The sequence below is a fragment of the Nocardiopsis sp. CC223A genome (assembly GCF_030766825.1).
Classification (GTDB): Bacteria; Actinomycetota; Actinomycetes; order Streptosporangiales; family Streptosporangiaceae; genus Nocardiopsis.
Genome location: NZ_JASFDV010000012.1, coordinates 57,892 through 70,501 on the forward strand (window position 1 = coordinate 57,892; position 12,610 = coordinate 70,501).

9 protein-coding genes are annotated in these 12,610 nt (G+C 70.7%); 6 read left to right on the plus strand and 3 right to left on the minus strand.

Annotation, left to right across the window (positions count from 1 at the left end; all coding sequences use genetic code 11):
* Nucleotides 1–43: 43 nt before the first annotated feature.
* The 3 genes from QJS33_RS07150 to QJS33_RS07160 all read right to left on the minus strand — a co-directional run bounded on the left by QJS33_RS07150 (nt 44) and on the right by QJS33_RS07160 (nt 3,995).
* Nucleotides 44–1,183 (minus strand): quinone-dependent dihydroorotate dehydrogenase, encoded by a 1,140-nt coding sequence (locus tag QJS33_RS07150; protein ID WP_306367064.1) that lies wholly within the window; start codon nt 1,181–1,183, stop codon nt 44–46.
* 9 nt (nt 1,184–1,192) lie between these two features.
* Nucleotides 1,193–2,119 carry a proteasome assembly chaperone family protein gene (locus QJS33_RS07155; protein WP_306367065.1) on the minus strand — a complete coding sequence of 309 codons (927 nt, stop codon included), beginning with the start codon at nt 2,117–2,119 and terminating at the stop codon, nt 1,193–1,195.
* A 130-nt stretch (nt 2,120–2,249) separates the two neighbouring features.
* Nucleotides 2,250–3,995: an ABC-ATPase domain-containing protein gene (locus QJS33_RS07160; protein WP_306367066.1), complete on the minus strand. Its 1,746-nt coding sequence runs from the start codon at nt 3,993–3,995 to the stop codon at nt 2,250–2,252.
* Nucleotides 3,996–4,761: 766 nt separating this feature from the next.
* Between QJS33_RS07160 and cas3 the strand changes: the two genes are divergently transcribed.
* Genes cas3 through cas6e form a run of 6 tightly spaced genes read left to right on the plus strand, consistent with a single transcriptional unit; the run spans nt 4,762 to nt 12,609 of the window.
* Nucleotides 4,762–7,539, plus strand: coding sequence for a CRISPR-associated helicase Cas3' (gene cas3, locus QJS33_RS07165; protein ID WP_306367067.1), 2,778 nt, complete (start codon nt 4,762–4,764; stop codon nt 7,537–7,539).
* Nucleotides 7,524–9,206 carry a type I-E CRISPR-associated protein Cse1/CasA gene (gene casA / locus QJS33_RS07170; RefSeq protein WP_306367068.1) on the plus strand — a complete coding sequence of 561 codons (1,683 nt, stop codon included), beginning with the start codon at nt 7,524–7,526 and terminating at the stop codon, nt 9,204–9,206. The genes cas3 and casA overlap by 16 nt, the downstream gene beginning before the upstream one ends.
* Nucleotides 9,206–9,877, plus strand: a complete 672-nt coding sequence (gene casB, locus QJS33_RS07175) for a type I-E CRISPR-associated protein Cse2/CasB (protein WP_306367069.1) — start codon at nt 9,206–9,208, stop codon at nt 9,875–9,877. The genes casA and casB overlap by 1 nt, the downstream gene beginning before the upstream one ends.
* The gene (gene cas7e / locus QJS33_RS07180; protein WP_306367070.1) at nt 9,877–11,055 is read left to right on the plus strand and encodes a type I-E CRISPR-associated protein Cas7/Cse4/CasC; all 1,179 of its coding nucleotides are present in this window, start codon (nt 9,877–9,879) and stop codon (nt 11,053–11,055) included. Before casB ends, cas7e begins: the two co-directional genes overlap by 1 nt.
* Nucleotides 11,048–11,875: a type I-E CRISPR-associated protein Cas5/CasD gene (cas5e, locus tag QJS33_RS07185; RefSeq protein WP_306367071.1), complete on the plus strand. Its 828-nt coding sequence runs from the start codon at nt 11,048–11,050 to the stop codon at nt 11,873–11,875. The genes cas7e and cas5e overlap by 8 nt, the downstream gene beginning before the upstream one ends.
* Nucleotides 11,875–12,609 (plus strand): type I-E CRISPR-associated protein Cas6/Cse3/CasE, encoded by a 735-nt coding sequence (gene cas6e, locus QJS33_RS07190; RefSeq protein ID WP_306367072.1) that lies wholly within the window; start codon nt 11,875–11,877, stop codon nt 12,607–12,609. Before cas5e ends, cas6e begins: the two co-directional genes overlap by 1 nt.
* The last annotated feature ends 1 nt before the right edge of the window (nt 12,610 follow it).

Genomic DNA, 12,610 nt, shown 5'->3' on the forward strand with positions numbered 1-12,610 from the left:
GCGGTCCCCCGGGCCGGGCCGTCGGCGGTGCGTGCGGCGCGGGTCAGGCCGTGGCGGCCTCTGCGGCGCCCGCGGCGGGAGCCGTGTCCGGGACCTCGGAGCCGACGGCGTCGGCGATCGAGGTGTACCCGGCGGCGCGGACCAGGCGGGCCAGCCCGCGGTGGATGCGGCGGGGCCAGAGCGGTCCGCCGTAGATCATGCCGGTGTAGCCCTGGACGAGGGTCGCCCCGGCGCGGATGCGGGCCCAGGCGTCCTCGGGGGTGTCGATGCCGCCCACCGCGATGAGGGTGACCCGGTCGCCGACCCGGGCGCGCAGGCGGCGCAGCACCTCCAGCGAGCGGTCCTTCAGGGGCGTGCCGGACAGGCCGCCGCCCCCGGCCGCCTCGACCTCCGCGGGCGAGGAGGCCAGGCCCGCGCGGGAGACGGTGGTGTTGGTGGCGATGACGCCGTCCAGGCCCAGCTCCAGGGCCAGGTCGGCGACCGCGTCGACGTCCTCGTCGGCCAGGTCCGGGGCGATCTTGACCAGCAGCGGCAGCTCCGGGCGTCCGGCGTCGGCCAGCGCCCCGCGCACGGCGGACAGGATCGGCCGCAGCCGCCCCACGCTCTGGAGGTCGCGCAGGCCCGGGGTGTTGGGCGAGCTGACGTTGACCACCATGTAGTCGGCGTAGGGGGCCAGCCGCCGGGCGCTGAGCGCGTAGTCGCCCTCGGCCTCCTCCTCCGGGGTGACCTTGGTCTTGCCGATGTTGATCCCCAGGATCGGGCCGGGACCGCCCCGCCGGTGGTGCAGGCGCTCGGCGACCAGCGCCGACCCCTCGTTGTTGAAGCCCATCCGGTTGACGATCGCCCGGTCCTTCACCAGGCGGGCCAGGCGCGGGCGCGGGTTGCCCGACTGCGGCTGGGCGGTGACCGTGCCGATCTCGACGAACCCGAAGCCGAGCGCGCCCAGGGCCCGGGGGCCCTCGGCGTTCTTGTCGAACCCGGCGGCCAGGCCCAGCGGGCCGGGGAACTCGCGGCCGAACGCGTGCACGGTCAGCTCGGGCTCGCGCGGGCCCAGCACCCGCTCTGCCGCCGCGGCCACGCCGGGCACGGCGGCGGCGCAGCGCAGGGCGCCGAAGCTCACCTTGTGGATCGTCTCGGCATCCAGGTGGCGCAGGACCGAGCTGAAGAGGATCTGGTAGAACACGACTGTAATTTAACCGTTTCCATCGCTCTCGCGCTCGGCGAGAAAGCGTTCGAGTTCCGCGCCGAGCTCCTCGGCGGTGGGCAGAGCGGCCTCGTCGTCGGCCAGCGGGAGCACCCGGCGGTCCTCCGGGTCGGTCCGCGAGGACATGATGTCGTCGTACTGGCGCTCCAGGTTGACGACGATGCGCTGGACCTCCTCGGAGGCGCCCACCTGTTCGGCGATCTCCACGTCCGTGGCCTGGGCGACCTCCTCCAGGCCCGCGGCGGGCAGGGACAGGCCGGTGGCGTCGGCGAGGTACCGCAGGGCGGCCAGCGCCGCACGCGGGTAGGTGGACTGGGCCAGGTAGCTGGGCACGTGGACGGCGTAGCCGAGGAAGTCGTGCCCGGCCTCGCCCAGCCGGAACTCCAGCAGCGACACCGCGCTGCCGGGCACCTCGACCCGCCCGATCCAGGGGGTGTGGCCCTCGACCAGTTCGGGGCGGGTGGAGTGCGGGGTGACCGTGGCCGGCCGGGTGTGCGGCACGGCCATGGGGATGCCGTGGACGCTCAGGGACAGCGACACCGAGAAGCGCTCCACCAGGCCGATGACGGCGGCGGTGAAGGCCTCCCACTCGCGGTCCGGCTCCGGGCCGTGCAGGACCAGGAACGGGCTGCCCTCGGCGTCGCGCATGCGGTAGAGGGCCAGCTTGGGCGCCCGGTACTCCGTCCAGGTGTTCTCGACGAAGGTCATGGGCGGGCGCCGCGCCCGGTAGTCGACGAGGCGGTCGACGTCGAAGGCCGCGATCTCCTCGGCCTCGTAGCGGTCGAACAGCTCCTCGACCACCTGCTTGCCCGCGTTGCCTGCGTCGACGAAGCCGTCCAGGGCGACCAGCATCGCCAGGCCGGCGATGTCGTCGAAGCCGGGTCGGAGTTCGTACAGATCTGCTGGGTTGCGCACCGGGGTCTCGTCTCCAGAAAGCGTCGGGGTCTACGGGGGCCGCGTGGCAGTCCAACACCGACCGGCGCCGCCGTGTTCCCGGCCGTCTCTCGGACCGTTCACCCCGATATCCCACACTACCGACCCGTATTCACCGCCGTTGCCCGAGGACCCGCAGGGAGCGCAGCCGGTTGAGGACCGCCGCGACCTCCTGTCGGCGCGGCAGCGCGTAGTCGCCGCCGAAGTCCGCGCCCAGCCGGATGACCCCGTGCTCGGCCAGCTCGGCCTCCAGGGCGTCCAGGGCCTCGGCCAGTGTGCGGTCCTCCAGGTCGAGGGCGCGCAGGGCCAGCCCCGCGCCGATGATCTGCCCCGGGTCGACGAACTGTTCGATGGAGCGCACGTCGACGTCGTCGTCGCCGAACACGAGCACGTCCATGTCGCGGCGCTTGATCCGGGACCGGCCGCGCGCGTCGGAGGGGTCGACCGACCGCGGGTCGACGAGACGGGCGCGCGGTGCGGTGAACACCGCGTCCGCCCGCTCCCGGGCCAGCTCCAGGGCGCGTTCGCTCACATCGTGCGGGTGGTAGGCGTCCATCATGACCACGTGGTCGGCGACGTCGAAGTAGTCACCGCTGCCGCCCATGACCAGCACCGTGGAGACGCCGTGGTCGCGGTGCAGCGGCCGCACCAGGTCGACGAACGGGATGAGGGGCTCGCGGTCGCCGTGCACCAGGGCCTGCATGCGTCCGTCGCGGATCATCAGGTTGGTGGCGGTGGAGTCCTCGTCCACCAGCAGGGTGCGCGATCCGGCCTCCAGGGCCTCGCAGATGTTGGCGGCCTGCGAGGTGGAGCCCGAGGCGTTGTCGGTGCGAAAGTCCGCGGTGTCGGCGCCGGTGGGCAGGTTGCGCACGAACGAGCCCACGTCGACCCGCTCCACCCGGCGGCCCTCCTCGGCGCGGATCTTGACGGCGTCGGCGCGGGTGACCACCAGCTCGCGGCCGTCGCCCGGGACGTGGTCGTAGACGCCGCGCTCCAGGGCGTGCAGCAGGGTGGACTTGCCGTGGAAGCCGCCGCCCACGATGAGGACGACGCCCTCGGGCACGCCCATGCCGGTGACCGTGCCCCGGTGCGGCAGGTCCACCGACACGCGCAGGCTGCCGGGCGAGGAGAACGGCACCGCACCCCCGGTCATGGGCTCGTCGCTGATCCCGCTGCGCCGGGGCAGGACCGCGCCGTCGGCGACGAACGCGACCAGCCCCCGCTCGGCCAGCGCCGAGCGCAGGGCGACCGTGTCGGCCACGCTGTCGGCGAAGGCCCGCGCGGCGTCCCGGTCGACCGCCTCCCAGTACAGGTCGTCGACCAGCCCGGGCAGGGTGTCGCACAGCTCCCGTTCGGCGGCCCGGCCGTCGATGCGGCGGCCGCGGCCGGGCAGGTCGATGCCGATGCGCAGCTCCAGGCCGCCGCCGTCGGTGACCCGGCAGGAGGAGCGCTCCAGGACCTCCTGCCCGCCGGTGTCGATGCGCAGCAGCGAGCGCCGCAGCAGCCGCCCGGCCCGGCGGCCCAGGAAGTCGGCGGTGGCCCGGCGGCGCACGGGGTCGGCCCAGGCCTCCTTGGGGATGCCCGCGTCGGGGAACGCGACCAGGATCCGTGAGGGCGGTGCGAACGGGTCGGCCTGCACCCGCTGGACGGTCAGCGTGAAGTCGCCGAAGTCCCAGTCCCCCTTGAGGGACTTGTAGCGGCCGTAGGAGTCGCCGTCCATCCGCAGCAGCTCCCGCGAGAGCCGCTCGTCGTCGCGCACCCCCGTGATCGGCTCCGGCTCGCGTCCCCCGGCCCGGCCACCGCCCCGGCCCCCGGGGCCCCCGCGCCCGCCCCGGCCGCCCCCGTACCGTTCCGCCATCTCCCGCTCCCCCGAACTCCCGGTTCCGCCTTCCCCGCCAGGTTAGGCCGTCCCGCCGGTCCCCGCCGAAGCCCTGTGGACGAACACCACCGTCCCACCGATGACCAGCCCGCGCATCCCCCGAGTCTGCCCGTCCCCAAGGCCATCCGTCACCCGCCCCCGACCGACCTCGACCGGTCCGCCCCGCCCGTACACGGGGTGACAGGTCTTCGGCCTCCTCACCCGCGGCGCTGCCAACGGTGATCGCCCGCCGTTCAGCTTCGCGATCCCCGAGTAGGCGCACAAGCGATCCGGGACTGAATCCCGCCGTCCGGCAGACGGCTCGCCCCGCCATCTCGCGACCAACATTGAGGCCCCCAGCGCCACTGCGCTGGGGGCCTCAACCATCCCCGCATGCGCGGGGCTCGTACACACGACCCATGTAGGAAGGGGCCATCCCTCGCTGAACTGCGCAAAGGAACCAGAGACCAGTCTAATTCAGGAGTGTCCGCTGTCATGCAGCACGAGCAATTTAGGAACTTCCTGCATTGATCGTGTTGAATCCTGCTATACGATGCGTAGAGGTACCGTACGACACCCTGAGGAACCGACGTGCCGAAGAAGCACCCCCGCCCCTCCGTGCCTCGTAGGCGCGAGCCTCTTTCGACCATCGCCATCGCGCTTGTGGTGGCAGGAGTTGTCGCCGTGTTCTTGCTCCTGATCATCTTGGGCGTAGTGGCACTGACCGCCTTCGCTTCTGTCACAGGCACGAGATAAACCCGGGTACATGACCGACACCCCCTCCGCATCGGCTGTTCCTCCCCTTGTGCCCGTCCTGTGGGGCAAGACCGGCGAGGTCGACCACGGCCTGCCCGACGAGGCTTGGCATCCGCTGCTCTTCCACATGATCGACTCGGCCAACGTGGCCGGTCAGATCTGGGACCGCTACCTCTCCGCCGCGATGCGGGGGGCGCTGGGCCTCTCCCCCGAGTCCGGCAAGGCCCTGTACATGTGGCTGGCCGGGCTCCACGACCTGGGCAAAGCGTCCCCGGTCCACCAGAAGCTCAGCCCGCACCACTACCAGCGCGTCCACGCGGTGGTACCGCACACGGCCGACTGCCAGGAAGGCTTCGGGCACGCGCGGTTGAGCGCGCACATGGTCACGAGGATCCTCGAAGAAGAGGAGGGCTGGCCGTTCGAGGCCGCGCAGTGGGTCGCCGACGTCCTCGGCGGGCACCACGGCACCTTCCCCAGCGGTTCCGACACCCATGACCCGGAACGCCGGACGGTAGGCGGCGAAGCGTACCGACAGGCCCAGCGCTACCTGTTCGACGCGGTCACCGGGTACTGCGGTGTTGACCTCGACGACCTGCGGGACCGCATCCCCGGCATCGGCACCCAACTCTCCTTCGCCGGAGCCGTGGTGATGGCCGACTGGCTCGCCAGCAACAGCAGGTACTTCGGCTACGACGAGACCGAGCAGAAACCGACCGCTGAGAAGTACGCGAAGGCCTCGCAGCAGCTCGCGAAGGACAGGTTCCAGGAGATCACCGAGCTGAACCAGGTCTGGCAACCCCGGCCCGGAGGGGATACCCGGAAGCTGTACAAGGACCGTTTCGGAATCGACGACCCGCACAGCACCCAGATCGTGGTCGACGAGATGGCCAGGGCCGCCACCCGCCCCGGCCTGATGGTGGTCGAGGCCCCCACCGGTGAGGGCAAGACCGAGGCCGCACTGGCCGCCGCTGAAATCCTCGCCGAACGATTCGGCTTCAACGGCCTGTTCTTCGCACTGCCGACCCAGGCCACGAGCAACAGCATCTTCGGCCGGCTGTTGAAGAAGTGGTCGGAGTCCCAGCAGCACAAGCCGACCGTCTCCCTGGTCCACGGCAAGGCCAGGTTGAAGAAGGAGTTCGCCGAACTTCCCCCCGGCGCGGTCGCCGACGGCGGCCGCGACTCGCTGACCGTCTCCTCTTGGATGCGCGGGTCGAAGAAGGCCCTGCTCAACCCCATCGCGGTCGGCACCATCGATCAACTGCTGTTCGCCGGGGTGGCGGCACGCTATGTACAGCTCCGCCACCTGGGCCTGGCCAACAAAGTCGTGGTCATCGACGAGGTCCACGCCTACGACACCTACATGTCCGAGATCCTGCACCGCGTGCTGCACTGGCTCGGCTGGCACGGCGTCCCGGTCGTCCTGCTCTCCGCCACGCTGCCGCCCGAGCAGCGGCGGCAGCTCCTGACCGCCTATTCCGGGGCTCCGAAGCTTCCCGTCGAGGGTGCGGGCTACCCGCGCATCACCTGGGTCGAAGCACCCACCAAGGAACAGCGCCTGGCCTGGAAGGAGGGCGATGACACCGAACCCGTCCTGTTCTCACGGTCGGCCGCTACAGGACGCGGTTCGACCGTACGCCTGGAATTCGCTCCGGAGGCCGAGAAGGGGAACCTTCAGGGGGTCCTCGAACAGCGTCTGAAGGAGAGTCCGAAAGCCAACGTCCTGGTCCTGCGCAACACCGTGCAGCGAGCCCAGGACACCTACGATCAACTGCGCGAACAGTTCCCCGACTTCGAGGTCCGTCTCGCCCACGCGCGGTTCACCGCCCAGGACCGGGAACGCATCGACCGCGAACTCATGGACCTCTACGGCCCGCCCGCAGAGGACAGGAGGCGGCCCGACCGCAGCATCGTCGTAGCCACCCAGGTCGCCGAACAATCCCTGGATGTGGACTTCGACCTGGTCGTCTCCGACCTGGCCCCCATCGACCTGTTGTTGCAGCGCGCGGGCCGCTGTCACCGCCACCAGAAACGGCCGATGGCGGAGCGCGGAACCCTCACCACCCCGACGCTGGTCATCACCGGCTACCACCAGGACGGCGCCGAGCCGCCCCGGCTGCTCGGCCGCACCCGGCGCCCCTACGACCACCATCTGCTCTACCGCACCCTCGCGGTACTTACCCACCCGGAGCGGCGGACGGCCGTAACGGTCCCCGGTGACGTCCCCCTGCTGATCGAGTCGGTCTATGAGGACTCGGAGATCGGCCCGCAGAGCTGGCAGACCGTGATGGCCGCCGCACGCAAGGAGTGCGAGGAGCACCGGGCCCAGTTGAAGAGCCGCGCCCACGCCGTACTGATCGCGCAGGGCGACCCGGAGGAACTCACGCTCGCGGGCATCCACCCCTTCGGCAACGACCACCGGGTCCCCGAGGACGAGGAAGAGGCGGCACACATGCTGCCCGTCCGCGACGGCGCGGACAGCGTCGAGGTGATCCTGCTGCGCCGGACCAGCGACGGCCAGGCGGTCACGGTCTCCCGCACCGGAACGAGCCCCCTCACCGTGCCCCTGGACCGCACACCCCCCAAGAAGCTGATCCCCCACATCGGCAACCAGGCGATCCGGCTCCCCCTGTGGCTGTTGGACAAGACCCTGCCCTCCTGCCCGAAAGGCTGGGAGAAGGCACCCTGGGCCAAACGGCTCCGTGTCCTGCTGCTGGACTCCGCATCGTCCAGCCGCCAGGGCGGAAGAACGTACATCTACTCCTCTGACACAGGTTGGACGCCGCAGTAGTGAACACCCCGGCCGACTTCAATCTCATGGACGACCCCTGGCTGCCCTACATCACCACCCGGGGCACCGGCGGGACGGGCTCGATCAGGCACGTCCTGACGCACGCCCACGAGATCCGCGACCTGACGGTGGACGTTCCCACCCAGTACCCGCCGATCCTGCGCATGCTGGTGGCGATCCTGCACCGCGCGCTGGCCGACAAGGGCACTGCTCCCGGGACCTTCCCCTGGAGCGCAGGCCAATGGAAGGCCCTCCATCGGCAGGAGCGGCTTCCCGAGGACAGGGTGGCCCTCTACGCCGACACCTGGCGGAACGTCTTCGGCCTTTTCGACCAGGAGCAGCCCTTCCTTCAGGTCGCGAAGAAGAAGCTCACGACCGAGCAGGACAAGACGGTCGCGCTACTGGTCTCCGACGCCTCCTCGGGCAACAACGTCCCCCTGTTCTCCTCCCATCGAGACGAGTCACCCAGTCCACTGACCCCGGCCCAGGCCGCGCGCTGGCTGCTGCACGTCCACGCCTGGGACACGGCGGGGATCAAGACCGGCGCCAAGGAGGACCCGAAGGCCAAGGCGGGCAAGACGACCGGTAATCACACCGGCCCTCTCGGTGACCTGGGCGTGGTCGTCCCTGTGGGGAACACGTTGAAGGAGACCCTGCTGTTCAACCTCCTCGTGCTGGACGGGGACCTCACCTCCGACGGGGACCGGCCGGTGTGGGAGCGGGGTCCGCTCTCCGCCGAGTGGGACACACGTGTCCCGGTCGGACTGCTGGACCGCTACACCTGGGTCGGCCGCCGGGTCCGGTTGGTACCCGAGAACGACGGCGACGGCGGGGTGGTCGTGCGCAGGGCGGTCGTCTGTGCCGGGGACCGGGTCGAGCCCCTCGTCAAACCGCAGATCAGGGAACCGCACACCGCCTGGTTGAAGAACAGGCCGAAGACGGGGAAGGAAGCCTCGGACAGGCCGACCTCGCTGTACCGGCCCAACCGCCACACCCCTGGGCAGGAGCTGTGGCGCGGTCTCGGCGGTCTCCTGGGCTGGGACCGCTACCTGGACCAGGACGACTCGCTCAAACCCCAGGTACTGCACCGGCTGGCGAAGCACTTCGCCAAAGGCAGGAACCTCCCGGTCATCCAGCTCCGTGCGTACGGCATCAGCTATGGGCTCCAGAACGCTGTCATTGGCGACACCTACTTCGACACGCTTCCCCTTCCCGTGGTTCTCCTCCTCGAAGGAGGGACCCGCAATCTCGGGAAACTCGTGGTCAAGTGGGTCGCCGACACGGAGGAGGCCGCCCGCGCGCTGGGCCACCTCGCCGCCGATCTGGCCTTCGCCGAGGGCGGCGACCCGGACACCGAAAAGGATGCCCGGGACCGCGTCACCAGGCAGTACTTCACCGATCTCGACCACCACTTCCGCTCCTGGATCAGTAAGACCACCGACCCGGACCTCGAAGAGGAATACCGCGTGGAGTGGTACGGCATCGCCCGTAGAGAAGCGCGTGCCCTGGCGGACGACCTGGTCTCCAGGACCGGCCCCAGCGCACTGCGCACCCGTACCCGCAAGGAGAAGAACCGGAATGGAGAGCCGATCAAAGTGAACCTCGTCATCGCACAACAGTCCTTCAACCACAGACTGCGCCGACACCTGACCACCGGGGAGGTGTGATGACCGAAGGCACCACGGTCGCGGTCGGACCGCCCTTCAGCAGGGGGGCACCCGAGAACGGACGTCTGGCCCGACTTTTCTCGGGCCTGTGGGACGGCCGGGAGTTGGCCCATGAGGCTCCGGCCACGCTGTCCCGTTGGCGTAAGGGGTTGGGCCGCAGTCACGAGGAGAGCCCGTTCCTGAGTTTGGAGATCGCCGAGGTCCTCCAGGACCGTGCTGACGCCCCCCACGCGGTTCAGTCGGCCGTGTTCCACACATTGACGCTCTACTCCGCGCACCAGCAGTCTGTCTCCAGCCCCATGCACGTCAACAGCAGGAACCGGCACAGCGAAGGAACCTCGGTCGGGCACGCGATGCGTGACCTGTGTGCGCACAATGCCCCCGGGATGACCGACCCCTGGAACCACAAGGACAACAAGGGCATCGTCCGGCTCATGGAGGCGGTGGTGACCGCTCACTCCGTCCCCGAGCTGGTAGGCCACCTGCGCCACGTCGTCTCCCTGCTACGCAAGACGTCGATCGCGCTCGACTACGTACGCCTGGCGCGCGACGTCCACGCCTGGTCCACCCCCTGGCGCGGACGGGCCGCCAACCGCTGGGCCATGGACTTCTACGTTCCGGTCACCACGAAGAACGACGACAACGCCGACACCACCGACGAGGAGCACTGATGGCCTTCCTGGACATCCACGCGATCCAGGCCGTACCCCCCGCCAACATCAACCGGGACGAGAGCGGCAGCCCCAAGACCGCCGTGTACGGCGGCGCCCGGCGCCTTCGGGTCTCCTCCCAGGCCTGGAAGCGGGCCGCACGTAAGGCTCTGGAAGCGGACTCGGCCTCCATCTCCCCCTCCGAACGCACCAAGCGGCTGCCCGAGCAGATCGCCGCGGCGCTGACCGAACGCTCCCCGGCCTTGGCCGACAAGGCCTCGGAGATCGCTCAGGCCGCCGTCGCGGACGTGTTCGGGGTCAAGACCAAGTCCAAGAAGGAGAAGGGCACCGACAAGGAGCGGTTGGCCACCGAGTACCTGCTCTTCCTCGGCAACGAGCAGCGTGACCATCTCATCGACACCCTGGTCAAGAACGAGGCCGCGCTCACCGAGGCCGCGGACGGCTCCAAGGACTCCGCCAAGAAGCTCGCCTCCGTGTTCAAGAACCTCAAGCTCCGGGACACCGTCGCGACCGGCCATCCCCCCGCCGTGGCCCTGTTCGGCCGGATGGTGGCCACCGACCCCACCCTCAACGTGGACGCGGCCACCCAGGTCGCGCACGCGCTGTCCACGCACCGGGTGGACTCGGAGTTCGACTACTACACCGCCGTGGACGACGTGGACAACGAGTCCGACGAGACCGGCGCCGGCATGATCGGCACGGTCGAGTTCAACGCCGCCACCATGTACCGCTACGCCACCGTCGACCTGGACTCCCTGGTGCACAACCTGGGCGGAGACCTCGACGCGGCGGCCGACGTGGCGGTGGCGTTCGTGCGGGCCTTCCTGGTGAGCATGCCCACGGGCAAGCGCAACACCTTCGCCAACAACACCCGGCCGGACTTCTCCCTGCTCTCCCTGCGCGAGGACCAGCCGGTGAGCCTGGCCGCCGCTTTCGAGCGCCCCGTGTTCGGGGAGGAGGGCCACCTGGGCCGGTCGGTGCGCAGGCTGGTCGAGCACCACCGCGACCAGGACGAGTGCTATGGGACCTCGCCGCTACTGACCCGGGCGGTCTACCCGGCCTGGGTCGAGGAGGAGGTCGGGAACACCGCCCTGCCGGGCCCCACCCCCCTGAACGACGCTCTGGCCGAGTTCCGCGCGAAGGTCCGCGAGCTGATCAGCGGCGGCGGCGATGTCTGACGTCCTGGTCCTACGCCTGAGCGCCCCGCTCCAGTCGTGGGGCGGGCACTCCCGGCACACCACCCGCGGCACGCTCACCCACCCCACCAAGTCCGGTGTGGTGGGTCTGTGCGCCGCAGCGCTGGGCCGCCCCCGCGGCACCGACCTGTCCGACCTGGCCGCGCTACGCCTCGGGGTGCGGGTCGACCGCCCCGGAACCCTGCTGGTGGACTTCCACACCGTCTCCGCCGCCTCGCACGGCCCGCTCGACCCCAAGGCCCAGCGCCTGCCCACGTCCGGCGGCGGACGGCTGAAGCCCGGCGAGGGCAAGGTCTCCCGCCGGGCCTACCTCCAGGACGCGGTGTTCGTCGCGGCCCTGGAGGCCACCGGCACTGCACAGCGGGCCCTCCTGGAGGAGGTGGAGGCCGCGCTGCGCCGCCCCCGCTACCCGCTGTTCCTGGGCCGCCGCTCCTGCCCGCCGGACCGGCCGGTGCTGCTGGGACTCCACCGGGACACCGATCTGGCGTCGGTCTTGTCCGAGGTCCCCTGGCAGGGGTCCTCAACCTGGGAGCGCCACCGGAAGAAGCAGGCCGAGAAGGACGGCCGGGAGTACCTCTGGCAGGACGCCCCCGCCGACGGCCTGCCTGTCATCGTGGACGATGCGAACGGCGGCGAGCTCCTGCCCGACCTCCCCCTGCCCGGCCACCCGTTCCGGCGCTCGTTCGGCGACCGCCCGGTGAGCCACGACCGCGTTCCCGCCCCCGGAGCCGCCACGGCCGCCGATCCCCTCTTCTCCGGGGACGCCGCGATGGCCGAGCTCGACGACGAAGGAGGCCTCTGATGTACCTCAGCCGCGTCTTCCTCAACCCCCGCCGCCAGGGCACCGCCCTCTTCATCGGTAGCCCCCAGCGCCTCCACGCCGCCGTCCTGGCCGCCTTCCCGCAGGACCCGCCCACCGGCGAGACCGACGGTCCCCGGGTCCTGTGGCGGCTGGACACCGACGACCACCGGCGCCCCGTGCTGTGGGTCTCCTCCCCCGGCAAGCCCTCCTTCGAGCACATCACCGACGACTACGGCTGGCCCTCCTCGGACATGCCCTTCGAAACACGCTCCATGCAGGCCCTCCTGGACCGTCTCTCCCCCGGCCAGGAGTACGTGTTCCGGACGACCGTCAACCCCGTCAAGGCACAAGCCGGGAAACCCGATGCCGAGGGCAGGCGCGGCCGCGGCAAGATCGTGCCGCTCGTCGGGGCGGCCGCCCGGGTGGAGTGGTTCGTGGACCACGCCCCCAAGTGGGGCTTCGAGGTCCCACTGTCCACCGTGCAGCCGCCCGAGGGCGGCCCGGCCTGGGCGGCCGAGACCCGCGACTCGCTGCGGCTGCGTTTCCACAGAAAGGGCTCCTCGAAGGCCGTGGTGCTCCAGACCGTCACCCTCGAAGGAAAACTCCAGGTCACCGACGCCGACCTGTTCCGCCGTTCCCTCATCCGCGGTATCGGCCGGGCCCGCGGTTACGGCTGCGGCCTGCTCAGCCTGGCGTCCGCGACCGCGCCCGCCGCGGTGCCGTCGCGCACGTGAA

Excerpts from the sequence above, each read along its gene's own strand:
- cas3 (WP_306367067.1), top strand. The coding sequence starts at position 4,762 with ATGACCGACACCCCCTCCGCATCGGCTGTTCCTCCCCTTGTGCCCGTC.
- cas6e (WP_306367072.1), top strand. The coding sequence starts at position 11,875 with ATGTACCTCAGCCGCGTCTTCCTCAACCCCCGCCGCCAGGGCACCGCC.
- cas7e (WP_306367070.1), top strand. The coding sequence starts at position 9,877 with ATGGCCTTCCTGGACATCCACGCGATCCAGGCCGTACCCCCCGCCAAC.
- QJS33_RS07160 (WP_306367066.1), bottom strand. The coding sequence starts at position 3,995 with ATGGCGGAACGGTACGGGGGCGGCCGGGGCGGGCGCGGGGGCCCCGGG.
- cas5e (WP_306367071.1), top strand. The coding sequence starts at position 11,048 with ATGTCTGACGTCCTGGTCCTACGCCTGAGCGCCCCGCTCCAGTCGTGG.
- casB (WP_306367069.1), top strand. The coding sequence starts at position 9,206 with ATGACCGAAGGCACCACGGTCGCGGTCGGACCGCCCTTCAGCAGGGGG.